The 23,994-nt window shown below is 47.4% G+C and carries 24 protein-coding genes; 12 read left to right on the forward strand and 12 right to left on the reverse strand.

The window, feature by feature from the left end; genetic code table 11:
* Positions 1-4: 4 nt before the first annotated feature.
* Positions 5-1,303 (reverse strand): aminopeptidase PepB, encoded by a 1,299-nt coding sequence (gene pepB, locus DET62_RS13515; protein ID WP_034822021.1) that lies wholly within the window; start codon positions 1,301-1,303, stop codon positions 5-7.
* A 56-nt stretch (positions 1,304-1,359) separates the two neighbouring features.
* Here pepB and sfsA point away from each other — a divergent pair, with 56 nt between their 5' ends.
* The 7 genes from sfsA (at position 1,360) to panC (ending at position 7,141) form a co-directional block, all read left to right on the forward strand.
* Complete coding sequence (gene sfsA, locus DET62_RS13520) at positions 1,360-2,064, forward strand: DNA/RNA nuclease SfsA (RefSeq protein ID WP_110014303.1); 705 nt, start codon at positions 1,360-1,362, stop codon at positions 2,062-2,064.
* Positions 2,065-2,206: 142 nt separating this feature from the next.
* The gene (gene dksA, locus DET62_RS13525; RefSeq protein WP_011235477.1) at positions 2,207-2,659 is read left to right on the forward strand and encodes an RNA polymerase-binding protein DksA; all 453 of its coding nucleotides are present in this window, start codon (positions 2,207-2,209) and stop codon (positions 2,657-2,659) included.
* Positions 2,660-2,665: 6 nt separating this feature from the next.
* Complete coding sequence (gene gluQRS / locus DET62_RS13530) at positions 2,666-3,517, forward strand: tRNA glutamyl-Q(34) synthetase GluQRS (protein ID WP_011235478.1); 852 nt, start codon at positions 2,666-2,668, stop codon at positions 3,515-3,517.
* Between the two features lie 150 nt (positions 3,518-3,667).
* The gene (gene pcnB, locus DET62_RS13535; protein WP_110014302.1) at positions 3,668-4,987 is read left to right on the forward strand and encodes a polynucleotide adenylyltransferase PcnB; all 1,320 of its coding nucleotides are present in this window, start codon (positions 3,668-3,670) and stop codon (positions 4,985-4,987) included.
* Complete coding sequence (gene folK, locus DET62_RS13540) at positions 4,974-5,480, forward strand: 2-amino-4-hydroxy-6-hydroxymethyldihydropteridine diphosphokinase (RefSeq protein ID WP_110014301.1); 507 nt, start codon at positions 4,974-4,976, stop codon at positions 5,478-5,480. The genes pcnB and folK overlap by 14 nt, the downstream gene beginning before the upstream one ends.
* A gap of 18 nt (positions 5,481-5,498) precedes the next feature.
* Positions 5,499-6,299, forward strand: coding sequence for a 3-methyl-2-oxobutanoate hydroxymethyltransferase (gene panB, locus DET62_RS13545; RefSeq protein WP_110014300.1), 801 nt, complete (start codon positions 5,499-5,501; stop codon positions 6,297-6,299).
* Positions 6,296-7,141: a pantoate--beta-alanine ligase gene (panC, locus tag DET62_RS13550; protein WP_110014299.1), complete on the forward strand. Its 846-nt coding sequence runs from the start codon at positions 6,296-6,298 to the stop codon at positions 7,139-7,141. Before panB ends, panC begins: the two co-directional genes overlap by 4 nt.
* On the opposite strand, the gene panP is transcribed toward panC, so the two are convergent.
* From panP to mpl, 6 genes are read right to left on the reverse strand one after another with little or no spacing between them, the layout of a single operon-like run.
* A complete protein-coding gene (gene panP / locus DET62_RS13555) occupies positions 7,134-8,783 on the reverse strand; it encodes a pyridoxal-dependent aspartate 1-decarboxylase PanP (RefSeq protein ID WP_110014298.1) in 1,650 nt (549 codons plus the stop codon). The genes panC and panP overlap by 8 nt on opposite strands.
* Complete coding sequence (locus DET62_RS13560) at positions 8,784-9,458, reverse strand: SAM-dependent methyltransferase (protein WP_011235484.1); 675 nt, start codon at positions 9,456-9,458, stop codon at positions 8,784-8,786.
* Entirely contained in the window at positions 9,458-10,237 is a 780-nt protein-coding gene (locus tag DET62_RS13565) for an ABC transporter permease (RefSeq protein WP_034822007.1), read from the reverse strand. Before DET62_RS13565 ends, DET62_RS13560 begins: the two co-directional genes overlap by 1 nt.
* Complete coding sequence (locus DET62_RS13570; RefSeq protein WP_011235486.1) at positions 10,234-11,163, reverse strand: ABC transporter ATP-binding protein; 930 nt, start codon at positions 11,161-11,163, stop codon at positions 10,234-10,236. The genes DET62_RS13565 and DET62_RS13570 overlap by 4 nt, the downstream gene beginning before the upstream one ends.
* Positions 11,164-11,171: 8 nt before the next feature.
* Complete coding sequence (locus DET62_RS13575; protein ID WP_034822004.1) at positions 11,172-11,792, reverse strand: flavin prenyltransferase UbiX; 621 nt, start codon at positions 11,790-11,792, stop codon at positions 11,172-11,174.
* Positions 11,793-11,815: 23 nt separating this feature from the next.
* The gene (gene mpl / locus DET62_RS13580; RefSeq protein WP_110014297.1) at positions 11,816-13,153 is read right to left on the reverse strand and encodes a UDP-N-acetylmuramate:L-alanyl-gamma-D-glutamyl-meso-diaminopimelate ligase; all 1,338 of its coding nucleotides are present in this window, start codon (positions 13,151-13,153) and stop codon (positions 11,816-11,818) included.
* Positions 13,154-13,303: 150 nt separating this feature from the next.
* On the opposite strand from mpl, the gene DET62_RS13585 reads away from it, so the two are divergent.
* The 5 genes from DET62_RS13585 (at position 13,304) to DET62_RS13605 (ending at position 17,381) form a co-directional block, all read left to right on the forward strand.
* Positions 13,304-14,287, forward strand: a complete 984-nt coding sequence (locus tag DET62_RS13585; RefSeq protein ID WP_011235489.1) for a class 1 fructose-bisphosphatase — start codon at positions 13,304-13,306, stop codon at positions 14,285-14,287.
* 96 nt (positions 14,288-14,383) lie between these two features.
* On the forward strand, positions 14,384-14,914 hold the full coding sequence (ppa, locus tag DET62_RS13590; RefSeq protein ID WP_011235490.1) for an inorganic diphosphatase: 531 nt from the start codon (positions 14,384-14,386) through the stop codon (positions 14,912-14,914).
* A 6-nt stretch (positions 14,915-14,920) separates the two neighbouring features.
* Entirely contained in the window at positions 14,921-15,637 is a 717-nt protein-coding gene (locus DET62_RS13595) for an ABC transporter ATP-binding protein (RefSeq protein WP_181396978.1), read from the forward strand.
* Entirely contained in the window at positions 15,634-16,911 is a 1,278-nt protein-coding gene (locus DET62_RS13600; RefSeq protein WP_110014296.1) for an ABC transporter permease, read from the forward strand. Before DET62_RS13595 ends, DET62_RS13600 begins: the two co-directional genes overlap by 4 nt.
* Positions 16,908-17,381 carry a DUF3299 domain-containing protein gene (locus DET62_RS13605; protein WP_011235493.1) on the forward strand — a complete coding sequence of 158 codons (474 nt, stop codon included), beginning with the start codon at positions 16,908-16,910 and terminating at the stop codon, positions 17,379-17,381. Before DET62_RS13600 ends, DET62_RS13605 begins: the two co-directional genes overlap by 4 nt.
* On the opposite strand, the gene DET62_RS13610 is transcribed toward DET62_RS13605, so the two are convergent.
* The 5 genes from DET62_RS13610 to DET62_RS13630 form a co-directional block, all read right to left on the reverse strand.
* On the reverse strand, positions 17,378-19,591 hold the full coding sequence (locus DET62_RS13610) for an EAL domain-containing protein (protein ID WP_011235494.1): 2,214 nt from the start codon (positions 19,589-19,591) through the stop codon (positions 17,378-17,380). The two genes, DET62_RS13605 and DET62_RS13610, sit on opposite strands and share 4 nt — an antisense overlap.
* A gap of 96 nt (positions 19,592-19,687) precedes the next feature.
* Positions 19,688-20,377 (reverse strand): TIGR04219 family outer membrane beta-barrel protein, encoded by a 690-nt coding sequence (locus DET62_RS13615; RefSeq protein ID WP_110014295.1) that lies wholly within the window; start codon positions 20,375-20,377, stop codon positions 19,688-19,690.
* A 27-nt stretch (positions 20,378-20,404) separates the two neighbouring features.
* Positions 20,405-20,818 (reverse strand): copper chaperone PCu(A)C, encoded by a 414-nt coding sequence (locus DET62_RS13620; protein WP_110014294.1) that lies wholly within the window; start codon positions 20,816-20,818, stop codon positions 20,405-20,407.
* A gap of 46 nt (positions 20,819-20,864) precedes the next feature.
* Positions 20,865-21,182, reverse strand: coding sequence for a hypothetical protein (locus DET62_RS13625; protein ID WP_011235497.1), 318 nt, complete (start codon positions 21,180-21,182; stop codon positions 20,865-20,867).
* A 171-nt stretch (positions 21,183-21,353) separates the two neighbouring features.
* Positions 21,354-23,753: a TonB-dependent receptor gene (locus tag DET62_RS13630; protein ID WP_110014293.1), complete on the reverse strand. Its 2,400-nt coding sequence runs from the start codon at positions 23,751-23,753 to the stop codon at positions 21,354-21,356.
* Positions 23,754-23,994 lie beyond the last annotated feature (241 nt).

Below are 23,994 nucleotides of genomic sequence, written 5' to 3' on the forward strand. Positions count from 1 at the left end.
CAAATTAATCACCTTGTACGGTTGCGGCTATGGTGCGCACACCGGCGGCGGTAGCGCCTGTCGCCCACATAGAGGTCGCCGATTTTTGGTAAGCGCCAGCTAAATCGAAGTGCAGCCAGCCTTTGCCGCTGTTCGGCGCAAAGCGCAGTAAAAAGCCTGCGGCGTTGCTTGCACCACCGGCACCACCGCCTTTTTGCGGACGGCTGTTTGCCGTATCAGCAAAAGCTGACGGACAGTTTTCACTATGCCATGGGGCTAAAGGTAAGCGCCACAATAGCTCATTTTCTTTATCCGCATTAGCCAATGCTTTAGTGGCAGCCACTTCATCCACACTAAACAGCGCGTTGTATTCATTACCAACCGCCATTTGCGCGGCGCCGGTCAGCGTTGCCGCATCAATAATCTGTTTCGCACCAAACTCACCCGCTGCCTGTAAGCCATCGGCCAGCACCAGACGACCTTCGGCATCGGTATTAACAACTTCAACCGTCAGGCCGTTTTTATAGCGAATAATGTCGCCTAATTTGTACGCGCGACCATCAATCATGTTTTCGGCACAGCAAAGAATGAGCTTCACGCGCTTGTTCAGACCCCGGCGTATTGCCAGCGACAATGCACCGGATACGGTAGCTGCACCACCCATGTCGCACTTCATAGCGAGCATGCCTTCGCTCGGCTTAATACTGTAACCACCACTGTCGTAGGTAATACCCTTACCTATTAACGCAGTTTCTACTGGCGCATTGTCATCGCCGGTTGGGTTGTAATCTAATACCAATAAGCCTGGTGCGTGCTGACTGGCACGACCTACGGTGTAAATTCCCATCCAGCCAGCATCTTTCAGCGCTTCACCTTTTATAAATTCCGCACTGATGGCGTCTGGCGCCAGAGCCTTAAAGTGTTCGGTTACACGTTGCGCCAAACTTTCAGGGTAAATTTCTTCCGCTGACAAATTGGTCAGTTCACGGCTGAAACGAGTCGCTTCACGCATGGCATCAAGTTCTTTGACTGCAGGCTCGTCAGTTTTATTCCAGATAACCTGATTGGTCGACAAGGTTGAAGTAAAACCTTGTGACAGCGCCCACTGACGCTCCAGGTTCCAGTCACTGCCAGCAGCTTCAATGGTTACTGCTCCGGTGTTGTCCAGAGTCCGGCCTGCTTTCTGAATACGCCGCAAGTTTTCAGCTTCATCTTCAACTAAGATGATTTGTGCTTTGTTGTCACCAAAGACTAAGTTTGATTTTGGATTCCAATAACTTGCGGGGGCTTCCTGAGTTAAATAGATTGCGAGTGCGCTGGACATTCTGTACCTCTCCCGATAATTTGCTGTCTGTTTATACTAGAGTTATGAGGTCTCTGATGCAATTTAACAAGCCCCTGCGCCAGGGAGTTTTGCAAAAAAGATACAAGCGCTTTCTCGCCGACATTGATTTTGGTGACAACGAAACGACGACAACCCACTGCCCTAATACCGGAGCCATGACCGGGTGTGCAGAACCCGGCTTTACAGCCTGGTGCAGTGTTTCCGATAACCCCAAACGTAAATACTCACTGACCTGGGAGCTCGCTCAGAATAACAACGGTGAAATGATTGTAGTCAATACACAGCACGCTAACCGCATGGCCGGAGAGTTACTACACACCAACCTTGTACCTGAATTAAGTCAGTGGCAAGAGCTAAAACCAGAGCAACGCTACGGTAAGGAAAAAAGCCGCATCGACTGGTGGGGCGTAGACCAGCATAACCGTGAATGCTTTATTGAAGTAAAAAGCGTCACTTTAGCGGACGCAAGTCAAGGTTACTTTCCCGACGCAGTCAGCCAACGCGCTCACAAACACCTTAATGAACTGATGCAGGTTGTGGCCGATGGTCATCGCGCAGTGCAGCTTTACATGGTAATGCACGACGGTATCGAACGAGTTTCTCCCGCCGCACATATTGACAGCCAGTATGCTGAGCTGTGTAGAAAAGCAGCGTCAGTCGGAGTCGAGTTTTATGCAGTAAAGTGCCGCGCGTCGGCGAAAGAAATAAAACTGGAGAGACCAGTTCCCGTAAGCCTTTAAAACTCAATGCCTTCACAATTTCACCGCAGAAATTTAATCCGAATGACGTTGCCAACCGTAAACCTTTCTGGTATACGTAGCGTCCTTTTTTTAATGTACTGCTTTTTAAGCACTCTTTTATAGAGAATGTAGGAGATCCATGATGCCTCAAGGCAAGGATAAGAAAACCCATGGCATCCTGGCGATGGCCGGCCTGGAGCCGTATCAGGAAAAACAGGGCGAAGAGTACATGAACGATGCGCAACGTTCGCATTTTCGTCGTATTCTGGAAGAATGGCGTCGTCAATTACGTCAGGAAGTTGATCGCACAGTGCATCATATGAAAGACGAAGCAGCGAACTTCCCTGATCCGGTAGACCGCGCTGCGCAGGAAGAAGAATTCAGTATCGAACTGCGTACACGTGACCGTGAGCGTAAGTTGATTAAGAAGATTGAAAAAACCTTACAAAAGATAGAAGAAGATGATTTTGGCTTTTGCGAATCGTGCGGAATTGAAATTGGTATCCGCCGTTTAGAAGCTCGCCCAACAGCTGACCAGTGCGTCGACTGTAAAACGCTGGCCGAGATGAAAGAGAAGCAAATGACCGGAGCCTAAAGGCTCATGTATCGTGGCCGTTTCGCTCCAACGCCTTCAGGGCCTTTGCACCTGGGATCATTAGTAGCTGCCGTTGGTAGCTACTTAGATGCTAAAGCGCATAGAGGTGAGTGGCTGGTTCGCATTGAAGATGTCGATAAACCGCGAGCCGTGCCCGGAGCGGCCGATACTATTTTAACGCAGTTGGAAGCCCATGGTTTAGAATGGGACGGTTCCGTTTTATACCAAAGCCAGCGCGATTCGGTTTACCAGCATCAGCTCAATCAGCTGGAAAACGCTCAACGTCTTTATCAATGCGACTGCAGTCGCCGGGCTATTCGTGCCCGCAGCGATCACTACGATGGCTACTGTCGTAACCGCCAGCCTCGTTCAACCCCTTACGCCCTGCGCTTCATTAATAATAACCCGGTTGATACATTTAATGACCGCGCACACGGCTTATTAGAAGATCACTCAGCCTCAGTCAGTGAAGACTTCGTACTTAAACGTCGCGACGGATTGTATGCTTACCAGCTGGCTGTGGTCGTTGATGATATTGAACAGGGTATTACCGATATTGTGCGTGGCAGCGACTTGATAACTCCAAGCTTCTGGCAGCTGACTTTATGGCAGTATTTCACCGGAAAGCAGCCGAGAATGATGCACTTACCTCTGATAATGAATGACGATGGACTCAAATTGAGTAAGCAAAACCATGCACCGTCAATTGAGTCCAGCCAGGCAAGAAATAACCTTTTCACAGCGCTGGATTATCTGGGTATTAAACCAGAATCAGAGCTGCGACACAGCCCTGTCAGTGAAATATTGCAGCAGGCGTTGCAAAGTTGGTGCAAAAAGTGGCATATAGCAGGTCGTTAACGGTACAATATGCAGACAACAACTGATTCTAAATAAAAACAATGGTAAGGGAGAACCACCATTATTAAGCGAATAAAAGCACTGGCAAAGCGCGCCTTTTCCAGTAAAGCGGCAGAGCCTGAATCCAGTCGGTTACCCAAATTACAAGTTATCTCACGGGACAAACATCCAGTATCCCGCAACGATATCAGTAAAAATGCAATAAAGGTTCTTTACCGCCTGCACAACAGTGGTTTTGAAGCCTATCTGGTTGGCGGCTGCATCCGCGATATTCTTCTGGGGCTTGAACCAAAAGATTTTGATGTCACCACTAATGCCACACCAGAGCAAATTAAGTCACTATTTCGTAACTGTCGCCTAATTGGTCGTCGCTTCCGCCTGGCCCATGTGGTGTTTGGAAAAGAAGTTATTGAAGTTGCGACTTTCCGCGGCCACCACGGTGACAGCCCGCAGGAAGAAAATAAGAAAAACCGCACGGCAGACCAGGATGAACACGGTCAACTGGTTCGCGATAATGTCTACGGCAGCATAGAAGAAGACGCCGAGCGTCGCGACTTTACCGCCAATGCGCTGTATTACAACATCGCTGACTTCGCCATTTACGATTTTGCCAACGGCGTTGATGACATTAACGCTGGCATTTTGCGGATGATTGGTGACCCGGAAGTGCGCTACCGTGAAGATCCGGTACGCATGCTTCGCGCCGTTCGCTTTGCCACAAAACTGAATATGCAAATGGATAACTCGGTCAGCGGCCCGTTAAAAGAACTTGCGCCGTTACTGATAAACATTCCACCGGCGCGTTTGTTTGACGAATTCCTGAAAATGTTTATGTCGGGCAAAGCTGAAGCTAACTTCCTGATGATGAAAGATTTCGGACTGTTTCAGCAGTTATTCCCAATGCTGAAAGATTACGTCGCTGACGAACAAAGCCCGGCATATCAAATGATGCTGAAGGCTTTTAAAGACACCGACAGACGCATTGCAGAAGAGCAGCGTGTTACTCCGGCCTATTTAATTGCCGTGTTGTTGTGGTGGCCGTTACAGGCTCGGCGCGAACAACTTGAGAACGAAGGTGGCCTGCCACCTATGGACGCGTTAAACGTTGCCGCCGCTGATGTTATTCACAGACAGTCGCAACGTGTTTCGTTGCCCAAACGGTTCAGTCTGCCAGCCAGAGATATCTGGCAGTTACAGCGTCGTTTGAATATCACTAAAGGTGTGCGCGCTCAAAAAGTGCTTGAACATAAACGGTTCCGCGCCGCTTACGACTTTTTATTGTTACGCTCTTATGCGGAAAATAGCGATAAAAAATTAGCCGGACTGGCAGAGCACTGGAGTAAAGCGCAGGACAACCCGGCGCAATTAAAGTCCTCAAAGCCGGAGGCGGGATCAGGCCGACGCAAACCGCGCCGTCGTCGTGGTCCACGTCGTAAGCCTCAGGAAAATAAAGGTAATGACGCAACATAAAGCCTTTATTGCGCTGGGTAGTAACCTGGGTAAGCCGGTGGACAATATTCTATCGGCTTTAAAGGCGCTGAGTAATGATTCCCGCTGGCAATTATTAGCTTATTCCTCTCTTTACGGTAGCAAACCGATGGGCCCGCAAGACCAGCCCGATTACGTTAATGCCGTTTGTTCCGTAAGCACTAGCTTACCGGCGGCCGAGCTTCTGCAAGCCTTACACGATATAGAAGATGCTTTTGGTCGTAAACGAGTCAGGCATTGGGGCGAGCGCACACTGGACCTTGACCTGCTGCTGTTTGATGAGCAACAACATCAATCGGACTCTCTCAGGGTTCCTCACCCGGGGTTATACGAACGCAGCTTTGTACTTTATCCTCTGGCCGAAATAGCCGCCGACAAACTTTTGCCTAATGGCAATACCGTAAAACAACAAACAGAGACTCTTACCGAAGAGGGTCTGGACGTGCTAATCTGTCGGTCTGATATAACCATCTAAAACTGCTGAAGGTGCGTCATGGCAACAACCAAAACCAGCATTGCAACTTTACAAAAAATGAAACGGGAAGGAACCAAAATCAGTTCCCTCACCGCCTATGATTCAAGTTTTGCTAAACTCATGACCGAGCAAGGCGTCGACTTTATTCTGGTGGGCGATTCACTGGGTAATGTTGTGCAGGGACGCGACTCAACTGTGCCGGTAACTGTCGATGATATGATTTACCACACTCAGTGTGTGCGTCGTGGTGCCAGCAATGCCTTTGTTATAGCAGACATGCCATTTATGACTTACAGTACGCCCGAACAAGCCTATGATGTGGCGGCAGCTTTAATGCAGGCAGGTGCCAACATGGTCAAACTGGAAGGTGGTCACTGGCTGGTTGAAACCATTGAAGGCTTGAAAACCCGGGGCATTCCGGTTTGCGCTCACCTTGGTTTACTGCCGCAATCGGTTAATGTTCTTGGTGGTTATAAAGTACAAGGCAAAGAGCAGCAACAGGCGGACGACACACTGAACCAGGCTTTGGCTCTCGAACAGGCCGGCGCTCAATTGCTTGTTCTGGAATGCGTACCCGCTTCTCTGGGTAAACGTATTACCGAGCAGGTATCTATTCCTACTATTGGTATTGGCGCAGGCGCAGACACGGATGGACAAATTTTAGTTATGCACGATATGCTCGGCATGAACAGTGACTATTTGCCCAAATTTGCCAAAGACTTTTTAGCTCAGGGCGGCTCGCTCGCCGATGCATTCCGTTTATACTCCGAGCAAGTGCGTTCAGGTGAGTTCCCGACAGCAGAGCACAGCTACAAATGAGAATTTTAAAATCACTTGCTGAACTTCGTAGATGGCGTCAACAACAGTCTGAAGTGGCTCTAGTACCGACTATGGGTAACCTGCATGATGGCCACCTGCAGCTGGTAAAAACAGCATTAGAACGATGCGACAACGTGGTTGTCAGTATTTTTGTCAACCCAATGCAATTCGGTGCAAACGAGGATCTCGACAGTTACCCGCGCACGCTGGAAGCTGACTGTCAGGCACTGGACGCTTTAGGTGTTTCTGCGGTATTTACCCCTCAGGTAAATGATGTTTATCCTCGCGGCCTCGACAGACAGACTCGTATTGAAGTACCCGGCATCAGTGATATTCTTTGCGGAGCTAGTCGCCCGGGGCATTTCACCGGCGTCGCAACTATTGTTTGTAAACTATTTAATATGGTGCAGCCACAGCTGGCTGTATTTGGCGAAAAAGATTATCAACAGCTTCAGGTTATTCGCTTAATGGTACAAGACCTAAGCCTGCCTGTAGAAATTCTGGGGACAGCCACACAGCGCGAAACCAGTGGTCTGGCCATGAGCTCGCGTAACGGTTACTTATCCACAGAGCAAAAGCAACAAGCGGCGGCGCTTTATAAAACCCTGGAAGAAACCAAAGCTAAACTGAGTGTAAACACTGACTTTGGTGAGCTGGAAGCTGCGGCAAAAGAAAAGCTGACCCAGGCGGGGTTTGTGCCGGATTATTTCAGTATTCGTAACGCAGCAGATTTGCAGGAAGCGACGCCTGAAGACCACGAATGGGTCATTCTGGCAGCCGCTTTTATGGGCAAAACACGCTTAATTGATAACTTACGAGTTACCAACGCAGCGGCTAAATAAGCATACCCAGTTCGCGCATTTCCGTGTGCAGAGCGCCACGCAAACTGGTGGCTTTTGCCGCAATTTTACGCTGTTCGCATAAAACTTCCTGCAGCATCTCATCGGTTGTTAATGGGTTTGCCAGCACCACGCGGAAAACCACCGTTGGTTCATGATGATATTGAGCCGGTGTTAACTTAGTCCGGGATACAAATGACTGTCCCGTCTCCCGCTGACGCTTCTGAATATATCGCGTCAGTGCGTTTAAGTGCGGCGTCAAGCGCGCCAGCTGCTCTGGCGTCGCTTTATCCAACACCGTTTTTACTTTGATTGGTACAAAACGATAGGTCAGAATACAAAGTTCAGGCTCAGTAATGACTTCAAAGTCATCCTGCTCAGAAATCAGCTTAGAGAAATAACGTGCTTTATCAATACTGTTATTAATCAGCAGCTCGTAACCACGGCGACCGATAACATGCATGGCCGAAAACACCATCATAGCCATGCCCGCGCGTGAGCCTTCCATGGTATGCGAACCTAAATCTTTCGAGCCCTGACGAATAATATACTCGGCATGGTACTCTATGGACTTAACCAATGCCGGGTTCTTAAATAACACCAGCCCAGCGCCCATAGGGACGTACATTTGCTTATGCGCATCAATAGTGACACTGTCGGCTCTCTCGATACCGGCCAGTAACGGACGATGCTGTTCAGATAATAACGTCGCACCACCCCACGCGGCGTCTACATGAAAGTGAGCATCCACTTCTTCTGCAACAGTCGCCATTTCGTCGAGCGGATCAATGTGGCCGGTTTCGGTTGTACCAGCGACACCAACCAGCGCAAGCACCTTACCGCCTTCTTTTGCAATTTTTTCGCAGGTTTTTCGTAATTCATCAATACGAATACGGTTATCACTGTCTGTTGCCACCGACACTAAATTTCGGCGACCAATACCAAGTACATCCGCAGCTTTACTTAATGAATAGTGCCCACGCTCGGACACCACTACAGTTAACTTTGAGTAGCCATAATGCTGAAGACCTGCGGCCAGTCCATCGGCTGAAATGCCCGCGAAATCACCATCTGCCTGTAACAACCGGTTGCGCGCTACCCACAGAGCCGTCATGTTGGCTATGGTTCCGCCCGAGCAGAAAGCTCCCAGCGAGTGCTGAGCGCTATGCATCCAGCGATTATAAAACGGCGCGTCCTGCTGATACACCAGATGATGCATCATGCCAATAACGTTACGCTCCAGCGGCGTAAAGGCTTTAGAGGTCTCAATTTTAACCAGATTCTGATTCAGCCCCACCATAAGCTTAGCTAAAGGCAGCAGGAAATACGGCAAGGCTGATGTCATATGGCCGATAAAACGCGGCGACGCCGTATGCACCGAATGAGCGACCAGCTTATCCAACAGAAATTCAGTATGGTCGGAAACAAAAGCGGGTTCTTCCGGTATCTGCGACTTATCGAAGTCACGCTCAATTTCCTGCAGCGGCTTTTCGCGGGCAACAATATGTTCCCCCAGAAAACCCATCAGGTTTTCTGAGAGATGCTTTTCGATTTTACCCAGCGTTGAATCAGGAGCCTCGGGTATCGTAAATATGCGATACAGCGATTCCTGATTTACTTCCGCTATGTCTGTTTTAGGGCTCAATCAAGACTCCTTAGATAAATTCGCGTGCAGTTGCCATAAAGCCTGACCGCTGTTCTTATATTTGCGTTCAAAAGGCGTTATTGGCTCAGCGTCATCGGACAACAGTGAGATATCGGCATAATATCCGCTCACCTTAAGTGCCTGCGCCACCTCTAACAAGTATAGGCTCCAATTAGAACGCATATGCAATTCACCGCCAAGCGCAACCACATCTTTCCATACCGGACTACCATGCCAGCGGCGGGCTAAATGAGCCGATTTAGGCCAGGGGTTTGGGTAAAAAATGCAGTGCTGCCGGGGCCGCCATCCGGCTCTGTTCGCCAACCGCCAGAAATCATTCAGGTCGGCTCTTACCACCCAGTACCGCTGACCATTCTCGCTGGTCTGATAATGGCTGTGACGGTCCACCCGATGCGCCGACTTATCAACGCCGATAACCATAGCATCGGAATGAATTTCTGCCAGTTTTGCAGTACTTTCGCCCACGCCGCAGCAGGAATCCAGAATAATCGGCCCACCCCAACTTTCAACTTGCGCGTTGATTTCGTCAAACGCCTGCTGGTTGTGCTCCTGAATAGGTTTCAGAAACTCACTTTCTAAATGGCGACGGACTGCTGCTTCAGTGTCTTCATGCGGTCCATTCTGGTTGGTTGTAACCGGTCTTGCCTGCTGCATCAGGAACGGATTCCTATGCCTTTATCGAGAATATAATAAGCCGCCGCAAAGAACAGCACATTGAAGCCCACCAGAACCGCTATGGCAAGACCTATACCCACGTCTGACTGGCCTAAGAAACCATAACGGAAGCCATTAACCATGTACAACACCGGGTTTGCCATAGATACTTTCTGCCAGAATTCCGGCAACAGACTGACCGAGTAAAACACACCGCCTAAGTAGGTTAGCGGCGTCAGTACGAATGTCGGTACGATAGAAATATCGTCAAAGGTTTTGCCGTAAACGGCATTAATTAACCCGCCCAGACAGAAAAGTGTGGAGGTTAAAATAACGGTTAATATGACATAACCAATATGAGCAATTTGGATGTCTTCTACAAAGAAAAAAGACACACAAGTGACAATAACCGCGACGATCAAGGCTCTGGCCATACCGCCACCGACATAACCCGCAATAATAACTGCGGTAGGAACAGGGGACACCAGCATCTCTTCGATATTGCGCTGAAACTTAGCACTAAAAAAAGACGACGCCACATTGGAATAGGAGTTAGTAATAACGGACATCATAATAAGGCCCGGAACAATGAACTCCATATAGCCGACACCACTCATTTCACCAATTCGTTCGCCCACAATGCTACCGAAAATGACGAAGTACAGCGTCATGGTAATAGCCGGCGGCACCAGAGTTTGTATCCAAATACGAAGAAAGCGGGTGCACTCTTTTATCCAGATGGTTTTTAACGCAATAAAATTAGCTGCAGAATGGCTCATTTGGCTTCCTCCTGCTGACGCCCTTGCTCGACCATAGACACAAACAATTCCTCTAAACGGTTGGCTTTATTACGCATTGACAATACTTTTACTTTTTGGGCAGAAAGCTGCTCGAACACGGCGTTCAGCCCGGCATTTTTATCAACTTCCACTTCCAGTGTCTGCTCATCTGTCCAACGGTGATTAAAGTTCTCTATTTCTGCGCCGTTATGGCCCGGCTCTAAATCTAAGACAAAGGTTTCCCGGCTTAGCTGCGCCAGCAAGCGCTTCATTGACGTGTTTTCAATAATCCGGCCACTATCAATAATACCGATGTTACGGCACAGCGTTTCGGCCTCTTCCAGATAGTGGGTGGTCAGAATAATGGTAATACCCTGCTGGTTAATCTTGGTCAGGTAGTCCCACATAGAGCGGCGCAATTCGATATCAACGCCTGCCGTTGGCTCATCCAGAATCAGTAATTTAGGTTCATGAAGTAATGCGCGGGCTATCATCAAGCGGCGTTTCATGCCTCCAGACAAAGAGCGTGCCGGTTCATTGCGCTTATCCCATAACCCCAACTGTTTCAGGTATTTTTCAGAACGTTCCTTAGCCAGCGAGCGAGGAACACCATAGTAACCCGCCTGATTCACGACAATTTGCTGAACCGTTTCAAACTGATTGAAGTTAAATTCCTGCGGCACCAAACCAATCTGGCGTTTTAAATCGGTGAGCTGCGTGTCTAAGTCGTAACCAAATACCTTCACCTGACCTGAAGTTTTATTTACCAGCGATGAAATAATTCCGATGGTGGTCGACTTCCCGGCTCCATTAGGGCCAAGCAGTGCATAGAAATCACCTTCTTCAACCTCTAAATCAATACCTTTTAAGGCTTCAAAACCACCACGGTATGTTTTGCGTAAGCCTGTAATTTCTAAAGCTTTCATAGACCTCTTTATGACTCCTTTCCATAGCCCCAGCGACTGACTAAACGCTGCTCAAGGCCAAGATGATCCAGCATTCTGGCCACCATAAAATCGATTAAATCATCAATGCTTTCTGGTTGATGATAGAAGCCCGGTGCTGCCGGCATTATCGTTACGCCCTGCTGACTGAGTTGCAGCATGTTTTGTAAATGGATTGTCGAAAGCGGAGACTCCCTCGGAACTAAAATTAATTGTCCGCGCTCCTTCAGTACGACATCGGCAGCGCGCTCGATCAACGTATTACTACTGCCATGCGCAATTGACGACAAGGTACTGGTTGAACAAGGGCACACCACCATTTTCGCGGGCGCCGCTGAACCTGAAGCCACCGGCGAAAACCATTCTTCTTTGCCGTAAACTTTGAGTTGCTCAGCACCAACCGAAAAGTGTTCACACAGCATTGCCGCTGCTTTGTCAGGAGCTGCCGGAATTTGCATGCCCTGCTCCGTTGCCAATACGACCCGGGCAGCACTGGAAATTAGCAACAGCACCTGTTGATCCTGATCAAGCAAACATTGTAACAAACGCAGCGCGTAAGGGGCACCCGAGGCACCGGTTATCGCAACAGTAATTCTATTGTCGGTTTTCATTGAACGGTTCCTGTGTCATCCAGTTATTGCAAGGCTTTAAGAAAGCGCTGGTGCAAACCATCAAAGCTGCCATTACTCATAATAAGTACGGCGTCTCCGGCTCTGACTTCGGCTAGCAACCCTGCCAGCAAGTCGTCGGTCGACTCAAACACATGCGCCTTGGGCATTTTTTCGGCCAATTGCCATTTTAGCCCTTCGGGCTGCAATACGAATACACTGTCTGCGTCTTCTAATGACTGAACCAAGGTATCGCTGTGGACGCCCATTTTCATGGTATTTGAGCGCGGTTCAAGTACCGCAATAATGCGACTGTCAGGCTGATGCTGCCGCAAACCGGATACGGTTGTCTTAATCGCGCTTGGGTGGTGAGCAAAATCATCAAAGACTTTTACGCCGCGGTTCTCGCCCAGTAACTCCATACGTCGTTTGGGACTTCTAAAACGGTTTAACGCCTGCGCACTCTGCTCAGCTTTTATGCCAACATGGGCTGCGGCGATAATGGCCATCATGGCATTATTAACGTTATGAGTACCCAATACGTTCCAGCTAACCTGCGCAATACACTTGCCCTGATAATGCACTTCGAACTCCGTACCGTCAGTTTTAAGCAATTTTGTCTGCCAGTCGCCCTGCTCACCCATACGCACCACTGGGCTCCAGCAGCCTTGCTCCAGAACTTCATCCAGTGCTTTATCGCCCGCGGGTAGAATCACCTGACCGGTGTCGGGAACAACCCGCAGCAAATGCGCAAACTGTCGTTGGATAGCTGCTAAATCAGGGAAGATGTCTGCATGATCAAATTCCAGATTATTCAGAATTAACGTATCTGGTGCATAATGAACAAACTTGGATCGTTTATCAAAAAACGCCGTATCGTACTCATCGGCTTCAATCACAAAGAAGTTCGAATCGGTTAAACGTGCACTGACCGGAAAGTTCCCCGGTACGCCACCAATCATAAAACCGGGGTCGAATCCGTTGTCCTCTAAGATCCAGGCCAGCATACTCGCGGTGGTGGTTTTGCCGTGAGTTCCGGCAACCGCCAATACCCAGCGCTGGGTTAATACGTTGTCGTGCAGCCATTGCGCGCCGGACACATAGGGAATACGTTCCCGTAAAACAGCTTCAACTTCGTCGTTACCTCGGCTTAACGCGTTACCGATAATCACTATGTCGGGGCGTGGCTTTAAATTGTTATGCGAGTAGCCATGCATCAATTCAATACCGAGGTTTTCCAATTGCGTGCTCATGGGCGGATAGACCTTAGCATCAGACCCGGTTACCCGATGACCAAGTTGCTGCGCAATGGCGGCCACGCCTCCCATAAAAGTTCCGCAAATCCCAACAATATGAATGTGCATGTGCTCTCTAAATCCGTTCGCTTTAAAAATACCGAAAGTGTACCACCGTACTCACTGACAAGCAGGATTTTTACCAAAAAATAAGGTATCATTTGCGCTCTCTGAACAAACATTTGTTAGCACCCAATAACCAGAGCTGCAGGAACTTTCATGAAACGTTTATTACCAACACTGAGAGCGGATCAAACCAGTGAATCGCTTATCTCTGTTATTAACACCATTCAAATTGCAGCCAAGGAAATTTCTTTCCGTCTGCATCAGGGCGCATTAGCCGGTGTATTAGGCTCAACTCTGGACGAAAACATTCAGGGCGAAACGCAAAAGAAGCTCGATGTTGTCGCCAATCAGCTGTTAAAAACTCTGTTGCTTGAGTCACCTAACGTCCATGCTGTTGCTTCTGAAGAAGAAGATTCCATTGTTGAGAGCCCGAATTCAGGCCATTACCTGGTAGCATTTGACCCACTCGACGGCAGCTCTAACATCGACATAAACGGTGGTGTGGGTACTATTTTCTCTATTCTGCGTAAGCCAGAGGGTGAAGAAACCAGCGAGAACATGTTCCTGCAACCAGGTAAAGCTCAGGTTGCTGCCGGTTATGTCTTGTATGGTCCTGCAACTATGCTAGTTATGACGACCGGTAAAGCGGTGCGAATTTACACTCTGGATCAGACCGTTGGTGAATTCTTATTGACCCACGAGAAAGCGGAAATCCCGAAAGATACCAAAGAGTTTGCCATTAATATGTCGAATCGTCGTCACTGGGCTGACCCAATCCGCGCTTACATTAGCGACTTGCTGGAAGGCGAAGAAGGCCCGCGCGGTAAGAACTTTAATATGCGCTGGAATGCAGCGATGGTCTCTGATGTACACCGGGTTATCTCACGGGGCGGTTTATTCACTTACCCCTGGGATGCCCGTAAGCCGGAAAAACCTTTTAAGCTGCGTCTTTTATACGAAGCCGCACCTATGGCAATGCTGGTGGAAAAAGCTGGCGGGAAAGCCACCGACGGTTACAGCCGTTTAATGGAAATTGTGCCAGAACATATTCACCAACGCGTCTCGGTGGTTATGGGGTCTGCCAATGAGGTAGATGTGTGCATGGATTACCATAAGCAACATCCAAAACCTTATTAGACTGATGTCGATATTGCGCGACTATTGCGTGAGTGGCCCGAGCCGCTATAATCGCGCAGTACCTTTTATTATTTTATTACTACAGCAGGAAGTACTATGAGCTTAGGAAACGTAACGGCTGGCGCGAACATGCCAGAAGAAGTTAACGTCATTATCGAGATTCCGGCAAACGCCGATCCGATTAAATACGAAGTTGATAAAGACACCGGTACATTGTGGGTTGACCGTTTTATGGCAACCGCTATGTTTTATCCGGCCAACTACGGTTTTGTTAACCAGACGCTGTCTTTAGATGGTGACCCGGTAGACGTACTTGTCCCGACTCCGTACCCGCTGCAAGCTGGTTCTGTTATTAAGTGCCGCCCGGTTGGCGTGTTAAAAATGACTGACGAGTCAGGTGAAGATGCGAAAGTTATCGCGGTTCCGGTCAGTAAGCTGACTAAAGAGTACGATCACATCAATGACGTTGATGACCTGCCTGAGTTGTTAAAAGCACAAATCACTCACTTCTTCGAGCGTTACAAAGAGCTGGAAAAAGGTAAGTGGGTTAAAGTTGACGGTTGGGGTGATGCCGCTGCAGCAAAAGAAGAAATTGTGTCTTCTTTTGAACGCGCGAAAAAGTCTTAATACAAAATGGTAAGCAGCACCGACGTAGTGAATGCCGTCAATCTAGAAAAACTGAGTTTTTCCTGGGCGGGACAAAAACCAACCCTGGATATTCCTGCCTGGCAGGTAAAACAGGGTGAAACGGTGCTGCTGCGCGGCCCCAGCGGTAGCGGTAAATCAACATTACTATCGCTGTTGGCCGGCATTAATACACCGGAACAAGGCCGGTTAGACCTGTTTGATACTGCATTCTCCAGTCTGTCCGGCAGACAACGAGACCATTATCGTGCTGACAATATTGGCTATATATTTCAGCAATTTAATTTGCTGCCCTATTTATCCGCCTTAGACAACACTTTACTCGCCTGTCAGTTCTCGAAAAAGCGCAGACAACGTTTAGCAGAGCAGGGAACATCGGCAGAAGCGACTGCGCTGGAAATGCTCAAACGCTTAGGTTTATCCTCAGAACAAATTCAGCAACAGGCTCATACCCTCAGCGTTGGTCAGCAACAACGGATAGCAGCTGCCAGAGCCTTACTGGGAGCACCTAAACTGCTGATAGCGGATGAACCAACCTCGGCGCTGGATGCTGAGCACCGGGATACCTTTATTCAATTATTACTCGAGCTGAGTAGCCAAAATAACACCACGGTTATTTTTGTGACTCATGACGCCGCTTTGTCTTCTTATTTTGATAAACACGTCGAGCTTAACGAACTTAATCGGGCGGGGGCTAAATCATGATCCGCCTTGCTATAAAAAGCCTATTGAACCGACGCGCGAGTGTGCTTTTAACTGTTATGGCGATTGCTGTCAGCGTTACCTTATTACTGGCAGTGGAGCGTGTCCGTGACCAGGTACAAAGTCATTTTGCCAATACAGTTTCTGGTACTGACTTAATTATTGGCGCCAGAACCGGACAGACACAGTTGTTGCTGTCTTCGGTATTTCATATTGGCAGCATGACCAACAATATGAGCTGGGAAAGCTTTGCCGATATTAGTAGCCGTCCTGAAGTCAGTTGGGCCGTGCCAATTTCGCTGGGTGACAGTGTCCAGGGATTGCCAGTTGTAGCGACAACCAATGCGTATTTCGAGCATTTTAAATATGCTGATAAGCAACCTTTAGAGTTTTCACAAGGCCAGCCTTTTGCCTCAAATGAAGACGTTGTATTAGGAGCTGATGCGGCAGAGAAGCTGTCAAAAGCCATTGGTGACGATATCATTATTGCCCACGGCAGTGGCGGCATTAGCTTTAGCGAACACGATGAGCACCCATTGACGGTTACTGGTGTTCTGCAGCGGACAGGAACCCCGGTTGATCAAGCGGTGCTGGTAACCTTGCACAGCCTCGAGATGATTCACAGCGGTGGGGCCGGGCACGACGAAGAACATAACCACAACCATGAACACGAACATAACGATGCTCATGCCGACGAGCACGAGCATCATGGCGAAGCCCCGGCTGAAAGCATCAGTGCCGCATTACTTGGCTTAAAGGCCAAGCCTCTGGCTTTGCGCCTACAACGTCAAATCAACACCTATGACAAAGAGCCTTTAACCGCTCTGCTACCGGGAATGACGCTGCAGGAGCTATGGAAAACCTTAAGAGTTTTCGAGCAGGCGTTAACCGCCATCTCGGCTATGGTGGTGCTGATTGGTCTGCTGGGTATGCTGACAATTATGCTTGCCAGTTTAAGGGAACGCCGTCGCGAAATGGCGGTCTTAAGAGCCGTGGGCGCAGGTCCGGGAACAATATTCGGCTTATTACTCAGTGAAGCCCTGCTACTTACCGTGGTCGGCGCTTTCTCTGGCTTACTCTTGCTATATGGCCTGCAATGGTCGTTGGCCGGCGTTATCCAGTCGCAGACAGGGTTAATCTTCACCAGCTCATGGCCCAGCATTAGTGAGTGGTGGCGCATAGTACTCGTGATTGGTGCAGGCTTTATGTTAAGTTTAATTCCCGCATGGCGTGCGTATCGCCAATCTCTTGCAGACGGACTTACGGTGAAAATATGAAGAAGTTATTTGCGGTTGCACTCTTAATGCTAACCCTTCCCGCATTCGCGGCTGCTGAAAAAATTGGCTGGAAGGATCTCATCCCTGAAGGATTTACTCCGCCTCCGGTCAAGCCTCAGTCATATTATGATGCCAATCCGGACGAAGACAAGCAGGTTAGCCTGGACGCGCCTGTAGTTGAATCTCTGGACGGCAAAAAAGTGCGGATTCCTGGCTACGTTGTGCAACTGGAAGGGAACGCTGATAACGTCACTGAATTTTTACTGGTTCCTTATTTTGGTGCGTGCATCCACGTTCCGCCACCACCGCCAAACCAAATTATTCACGTTGAATACCCGGAAGGTGTTCCCTACGAAAACACTTATGATGCTGTTTGGATAGAAGGCACCATTAAGGTAGAACGCAAAGAAGGTGACCTTGCGGTTGTAGGCTATCAGATGAAAGCCGATAGCGTAGAAGTCTATAACTAAGAATAACTCATTTGCTTTTGTAACAAGCAAATTAACTGGTCAGCGGGCATTGGTTTAGCAAAGAAAAAACCTTGCCCCTCGGTGCAGTCCAACCCTAAAAAGTAGTCCAGTTGCGACTGCTCCTCGATACCTTCAGCCAGCACTTTTAAACCTAAACGACGAGCCATGTCGACAATAGTCTCTATGATGATCTTGCCGCTCTTCTCATCTGAATTATTCACGAAGGTTTTGTCTATTTTAATTCGATCTAAGGGCAGCTTTTGTAAGTAACTGAGTGATGAAAAGCCGACACCAAAATCATCAATTGCCACCTGAATTCCTTGCTGCTTCAAACGCCTTAAAATGTCAGCAACCAGATCAGGGTCTTCCATCACAATACTTTCTGTAATTTCCAGCTCAATTCGCGTCGGATCGATTCCCCATTGTTCTATTTGCTTTTCTACCAGCTCAGGAAAGTCACGCTTTCGAAATTGTGGTACTGAAACATTTACCGCCACCCGAAGCTGGGGAAGACCAATTTCATCAAAAGCATTAATTTGGCGACAAGCTTCTTCAATAACCCAAGAGCCTATTTCTACAATCAACCCGGAGTATTCAGCCAAAGGAATGAACTCTGCAGGAGAAATAAAAGAACCGTCGCTTTGAGGCCAGCGCAGAAGTGCTTCTACACCTACAACTTTTTTTGTTTTCAGCTCAACTTGCGGCTGATACCAAACCTGCAGTTTTCTATTGGCAAAATCGGCGCGCAGCCGACGAACCAAATGAAGCCGTCGTTGAGTGTCTTGTTCCATCGACGGCTCATAATAGTTATAACGGTCAAAGGAGTTATTTTTAGCATTTTTTAGAGCGATATAAACTTGCTTCAGCAACCCTTTGCCATTAACACTCTCAGGGTTTGTGGCTGAGGCAAAGCCACAAGTTACCCGCAATGGTATGTAATGTTCCCCGGCTCTAAAAGGTAAGGCAAAAAGCTCACTGAAAGCATTAGGTGTGACAATATTCGCAGGACCGTAAACGCCGAATACGTCGGCAGAAATCCGCGAAACAAAGACTTTATCGCCAAGTTGGTCTGTCAGACGAAGCGCCACAGCACGCAACAATAAATTTCCGACATCCTGACCCAATCCATCGTTAACATCAGAGAAGTGGTCTATGTCGATGACAGCGATCATTTTGTCTTTGTCCGGTTTTTCAGACAGAACTTGAAGACACCGTGTAAACTCTGCCCGATTCGGGATGCCAGTTAAAGGATCAAGATACGCTGCAGTCCGCAGTTCTTCGAATAAATTCGCATTCTCGAAGCCGACCGCAATATTGGCTAAAAAGACTTCCAGCAACTCCTGGTCATACTCAGCGACAGCGTTTTTTGTTTCTATGTAGGCCGCCGCCTGATGCGCCTGGCCATCAATAAAGAAGACCGTAGCGGTGTCGGTATGAATATGACGTTGTTCATTCAGGCATTTTCTGACATTTTTCTCTATTTCGTCAGAGTTAAGAGTGGATAGGCTTTTATTAATACTATTCGCGAAATGTCCGGCAGCTCCGAGTACCAGAATATCATTATCTTTATGAGGCGCTCTGGCACCGACAATCCCTTCGGCGTTTAAGCCAAGCAAGGAAGCAATTTGCGTAACCACCCCTTCAGAAAAGTTAACAATGGAGTGTTTTTCCATTAAGTTGGAAGCCGAGTGAATGATTTTACGCAATCCCCGACGATTTTCATTAATGGTGCAAAGTTGCTGATACGAGCGGACAGCAGAAAATACAGTGGTTAAAAGACGGCTTCTTGTGAGTTCTGTTTTTGTTTTGTAGTCGTTAATATCATAGTTTTTTACAACGCTTTCTTCAGGAGCATAACCCGGTTGCCCTGTTCGCAGCACAATCCGGATCTCATCATTGCCTAACTGCTCCCTAATAGCCTGAGCCACTTTTAAACCGGCGTCATCGGTTTCCATCACAACATCAAGCAATACCATGGCGATGTCGTCATGTTCAGTCAGGCGATCAAGCGCTTCACTGCCACTATAAGCATGGAAGAACTCCAGTTGGCGGCCACTAATAATAACATCAGCAAGCGCCATTTTAGTGACCGCATGAATTTCCTGATCATCATCGACAATCAGAATTTTCCAGAAACCTTTACTGTACTCTGCCGGAGTTACTTCATCGTCGTCGTGAAGAAACAGTGGTTCATCTTGACTACTGACCATGCGTTGAGGCCATCCATTTATAAGAAGTTACAAACATATAACAATTTAGCTTATATGCTGAACGACCTGCAAGCTTTGAATGGTCTAATTAATCGATTAGAAGTGAACTTCGACTCCAACAAACGGGCCTTTAAAGGTCACATCTGAATAAATATCATCGACATCATCAAGCTCTATCACCGAATGGCGATAACCTGCATTAAGGCTTACATCGACAGCTAAGTTATCAACTAAACGATATTCGATGCCAATTTGCGCATCCTGAACTTTACTGTCTTTCGCGCTAAGCGCACTGGCATCAGCAAAGAAGGTCCAGTCGGTAGCCGGTATCCCAACTCGCGCTGCTACATAGGCTGTAGGCACAACAACGGAAAAGTCCTGGCGACCAATAGTATCGCTGCCTAGCACCCACAAACTGCCGTCGAAATCCATAGCATTGACGCCAATATCAAATGAGACTAAATCATTATCGAAAATTTCGTAGTAAAAAATGTAATCTCTATGACTAAAGTCATTTTTTCCATAGTCGCTGGTAACTTCTAAACTATTTTCGCGTACTTTAATATTTGGAACGAAAGGAACCGGATGCTCCAAAGCGATGTAATAACTGCTTTGGTTTTCATCCTCGAAATTAGGTTCTATTACGTTAGAAGCAAAAGCATACTCGCCTTCACTGTCGGCATCCCAGAATTGTCCGCCGGCATAAACACCAAAAACTGTATCAGCTAAAGCGCAGGCAGGAGCAACCGCTAACGCAACGGCTAACACTAATGTTTTCTTATACATAACTCTTCCTATTAGATGTCGGATTCTTTATTTCTTCACTAGAAATTGAATGGTTTGTTTGGAGCCTGACTGAAAATGTAAGGTCAGAGAAAAGCTTTCTTTGGCTTCAAGCGGAGATTTCAAGCCAAATAACATAAAGTGATACCCTCCTGGCTGAAACTTAATTGTTTCACCCGGAGCAATAGAGAGTGATTTAACTTCTTCCATTTTCATCACGTCGCCCGACATTGTGTGTCGATGTATTTCAGCTACTTTAGTGACGTCTGAGCTGATACGGGTAATTTCGACAGGGGCATCCTTCAGATTTTTAAGTGTGGCATAAGCGGCGCCATTTTCGGTTCCAGGGATAGTCGCACGAGCCCAGGCATCGTCAATTTTTAATGTCTCGGCGGCGACTATAACCGGTAACAAACTCAATACAGCAATTATTGTTTTAAACATAGCCTAAGCCTTATTGGATTTAACTTAGGCTTTATATTACACGTGATTAACCCGTTCTAGAAACCTTTGGTTTGCGAAATATAAAGTAAAGAACCAGAACACAAAGAATCAGCGGCCAAAAGAAACCTATTCCACTGAGTATTAGCGCAATAAATGCTGCACCAGCGCCTAAGAGCACGCTACCGAATACCGTAACCACCACAAAAAATACCAGACCGACAAAAAATAAACTGATCAATAAAGTAACCGACAACTCAATCACCGAGCCAAGAGCCATTCCGAAAACTGAAAATATCTCTTCAGCGAAAAAGAATAAACCAATAACAGATAAAACTAATAACCAACCAAAGCTGCGATTCGACATGACAATAACTCCAATAGTGAGCAATTTAACTATACTTAGTCTTTTGATTACAACTACCATGCCAACTATTTATCTTATATATTTCAGTTAGTTAAAATTTAAAACCTTAACCTGAAATAAAAAAACCGCCAATAAATGGCGGTTTTTACTAATATTAGCTCTCGGAGACAATTAAAATTTATATTCAACTTCCGAGTAGAAATAGCCACCATTGAAGCCGATAGGCGAGTTAGTTAATGGGTACTTAAAAATACCATTAAACTGATTTCCTTCTGAGCGCTCGTCAGGATACTCGTTGAACAGGTTCTGCGCTCCCACTCTCACAGCCAGAGCATCGTTCCACTGATAATTAACGGTGACGTCTGTTATCCAGTTAGGACCGTACGTCTCGGTTCCACTGCTGTAACCAATGGCGTAGTTACCAAAATAACTGAACTGGACATTACTGGTCCATTTGCCCTTAGTATGGGTTAAACCAATTGACCCTGAATGATCAGGTGTGGAGCGCGTCATACGTATTTGCTCATCACTATCAAACAGAACATCGTCCAGCCCATCTAATAATTGCGGCAGGTTAATAGAGTCAATGTCCGTAGTATTATAACCATAAGCTAACTGCGCTTTAAGGTCGCCGTAGCCGCCGATACCGAAGGTTTTACTGGCTACAATATCTAGCCCTTTGGTTGTCGTATCAACAGCATTAAGGAAAAACCGCGCGTTTTCCGCCGCTGTACCGGCAAGTGCTTCTTCAACAGCCGGAGAATCACCAGGGGCAACATCGCCGGATAAAATTATCCGATCCTCAATTTCGATTTGGAATGCGTCAATGGTGATTGCCAGACCATCATAACCATTCCAGACCATACCCAGGCTAACGCTTTCAGATTCTTCCGGTTGAAGAGCACCAATACCCAGAGCCTGAGTTACCGGACTAATATTATTAAAGGTTCCTGACTGTTCAGGTTCCAGTCCGTTGCCGCGATCAACAAACAGGGTAGAGATATTGCTAAAGTACAATTGTTGTACGCTAGGTGCTCTGAAACCTGTATTAATGGCACCACGTACCGCAACTCTGTCGGTTAAATCATAACGACCGGAAAGCTTCCAACTGGTGTTATTGCCAAAGTCTGAGTAATCTTCATATCGAACCGCAGCGCCCCACATAAAGTCGGTTGTGAGCTGATTTTCAGCTTCAACATAAACACCCACATTATCGCGCGACTCATCTACTTCGGAATCAGGAGAAAATCCAGTGAAGCCCTGACTGCCACCGGGTCTATCTTCGTAGCCACCATTAATGTAAGAAGCTTCTTCACCGGCAATAACTTCATAAGAGTTTTCGCGGTAACTAATACCCATAGCCAGAGAAATTTCTGAGTTATTCGCAAATGGGATAAAGCGTTGGGCGTCTAAGGTAACGTTGGATTCACTATTTTCGAGCGTACCTGCATCAAATGAAGTTGGTGTAAGTTCCGGACCTAAAGACGCATTTAATGAGTTCTCAACGTTATACTGAAACTTACTGAAGCCATAGCCACCGCTAAAATCTAACGTCCATTCGCCGACTAACCATTCGTAGCCAGCATAAATTGAGTGATCATTAACGTCAGGGGCTAAAATAGGTAAAAAGCCGTCCGGATACAATTCAGTTAATGTATTACTTTGAAGAGCCCGACGATAAAACGCACCTGATTCAGAAGTGCGATCACTGATCCCACCGAACGCATAAAAATTGCCTTCACCTATAGCAATATCCATGTTCGCAAACAACGAAGCATTTTCGTACTCCGCATCACCGACATGGAAACTCTGTCTGTCGAAGGTCTCTTCTCTTGGATCTGGATCGCCATTTGGTAGCTCTGGATACTGTTGGCGCGGATCGAGTCCGGCACGATTGGTTCTATTTTTATGATGCAACTCGCCAGACAGAGTTAGAGCACCGTCGTTTCCAATAGCAAACCCGGAGCTCGCAGACAGTTTCCATTGCTCACCATCACCTTTATAGGTTTGGCCACCTTGAATACTGGCGTTACCGCCGCTCTCGTTATCTTTCAAAACGATATTGATAACACCAGCGATAGCATCTGATCCGTATAAAGCTGCAGCGCCGTCCCGCAAGACTTCAATACGTTTTATTGCCGCCATAGGAATAGCATTCAAATCAACGTTCGAGCTGCCTCTTCCTGTTGTTCCGCTTAAATGAACTAAGGCTGACTTGTGACGTCTTTTACCGTTAATGAGTACTAAGGTGTGATCCGGAGACAGACCTCTTAAAGAAGCCGGACGAACTGCGTCTGTGCCGTCTGTAACCGATGATGATGGAAAATTAAAGCTAGGTACCGCGTACTGAAGAGCTTTAGCGGTTTCAGTAATACCTGTCGCGGCTAAGTCCTCTCCACTAATGATGTCCACTGGTGCAGCGCCGTCTGTTGCCGTTCTCATCGATAATCGGGAACCTACAACCTGAATCACTTCTTCTACGTCTTGCGCAGAATCTTGTTGCGCTGACGCAACTGGCGTAATGAAAAATGAGCTCGCCAAAGCAAGCGTAATAGCATTGAAACGTTTCATACTGCTCTCCCTATAATTATTACAGTGAATATAGCAGTAAATTGACAGTTTGGTTCAGTCTGGAAAGCAATTAGGTATAAGCAAACGTTATAGTAGCCTGATGCTCTTGCATCAGGTGGGGTGCGCCGGCAGTGCTGCCAGGCAGACATAAAAAAACCCCAGCCGATTGGGCTGGGGTTATTTATTTGTAGTCTGGCGGTGACCTACTCTCGCATGGGGAGACCCCACACTACCATCGGCG

The sequence above is a fragment of the Idiomarina sp. H2 genome, from assembly GCF_004364275.1.
Lineage (GTDB): Bacteria > Pseudomonadota > Gammaproteobacteria > Enterobacterales > Alteromonadaceae > Idiomarina > Idiomarina loihiensis.

What these genes read in the sequence shown, in the direction of transcription:
- DET62_RS13610 (WP_011235494.1), bottom strand. Translation starts at nt 19,591, where the DNA reads ATGGTCAGTAGTCAAGATGAACCACTGTTTCTTCACGACGACGATGAA.
- DET62_RS13600 (WP_110014296.1), top strand. Translation starts at nt 15,634, where the DNA reads ATGATCCGCCTTGCTATAAAAAGCCTATTGAACCGACGCGCGAGTGTG.
- panB (WP_110014300.1), top strand. Translation starts at nt 5,499, where the DNA reads ATGGCAACAACCAAAACCAGCATTGCAACTTTACAAAAAATGAAACGG.
- DET62_RS13595 (WP_181396978.1), top strand. Translation starts at nt 14,921, where the DNA reads ATGGTAAGCAGCACCGACGTAGTGAATGCCGTCAATCTAGAAAAACTG.
- DET62_RS13575 (WP_034822004.1), bottom strand. Translation starts at nt 11,792, where the DNA reads ATGAAAACCGACAATAGAATTACTGTTGCGATAACCGGTGCCTCGGGT.
- ppa (WP_011235490.1), top strand. Translation starts at nt 14,384, where the DNA reads ATGAGCTTAGGAAACGTAACGGCTGGCGCGAACATGCCAGAAGAAGTT.
- folK (WP_110014301.1), top strand. Translation starts at nt 4,974, where the DNA reads ATGACGCAACATAAAGCCTTTATTGCGCTGGGTAGTAACCTGGGTAAG.
- DET62_RS13570 (WP_011235486.1), bottom strand. Translation starts at nt 11,163, where the DNA reads ATGAAAGCTTTAGAAATTACAGGCTTACGCAAAACATACCGTGGTGGT.
- DET62_RS13560 (WP_011235484.1), bottom strand. Translation starts at nt 9,458, where the DNA reads ATGCAGCAGGCAAGACCGGTTACAACCAACCAGAATGGACCGCATGAA.
- DET62_RS13625 (WP_011235497.1), bottom strand. Translation starts at nt 21,182, where the DNA reads ATGTCGAATCGCAGCTTTGGTTGGTTATTAGTTTTATCTGTTATTGGT.
- sfsA (WP_110014303.1), top strand. Translation starts at nt 1,360, where the DNA reads ATGCAATTTAACAAGCCCCTGCGCCAGGGAGTTTTGCAAAAAAGATAC.
- DET62_RS13630 (WP_110014293.1), bottom strand. Translation starts at nt 23,753, where the DNA reads ATGAAACGTTTCAATGCTATTACGCTTGCTTTGGCGAGCTCATTTTTC.
- gluQRS (WP_011235478.1), top strand. Translation starts at nt 2,666, where the DNA reads ATGTATCGTGGCCGTTTCGCTCCAACGCCTTCAGGGCCTTTGCACCTG.
- DET62_RS13605 (WP_011235493.1), top strand. Translation starts at nt 16,908, where the DNA reads ATGAAGAAGTTATTTGCGGTTGCACTCTTAATGCTAACCCTTCCCGCA.
- panC (WP_110014299.1), top strand. Translation starts at nt 6,296, where the DNA reads ATGAGAATTTTAAAATCACTTGCTGAACTTCGTAGATGGCGTCAACAA.
- DET62_RS13615 (WP_110014295.1), bottom strand. Translation starts at nt 20,377, where the DNA reads ATGTATAAGAAAACATTAGTGTTAGCCGTTGCGTTAGCGGTTGCTCCT.
- pepB (WP_034822021.1), bottom strand. Translation starts at nt 1,303, where the DNA reads ATGTCCAGCGCACTCGCAATCTATTTAACTCAGGAAGCCCCCGCAAGT.
- DET62_RS13585 (WP_011235489.1), top strand. Translation starts at nt 13,304, where the DNA reads ATGAAACGTTTATTACCAACACTGAGAGCGGATCAAACCAGTGAATCG.
- DET62_RS13565 (WP_034822007.1), bottom strand. Translation starts at nt 10,237, where the DNA reads ATGAGCCATTCTGCAGCTAATTTTATTGCGTTAAAAACCATCTGGATA.
- dksA (WP_011235477.1), top strand. Translation starts at nt 2,207, where the DNA reads ATGCCTCAAGGCAAGGATAAGAAAACCCATGGCATCCTGGCGATGGCC.
- DET62_RS13620 (WP_110014294.1), bottom strand. Translation starts at nt 20,818, where the DNA reads ATGTTTAAAACAATAATTGCTGTATTGAGTTTGTTACCGGTTATAGTC.
- mpl (WP_110014297.1), bottom strand. Translation starts at nt 13,153, where the DNA reads ATGCACATTCATATTGTTGGGATTTGCGGAACTTTTATGGGAGGCGTG.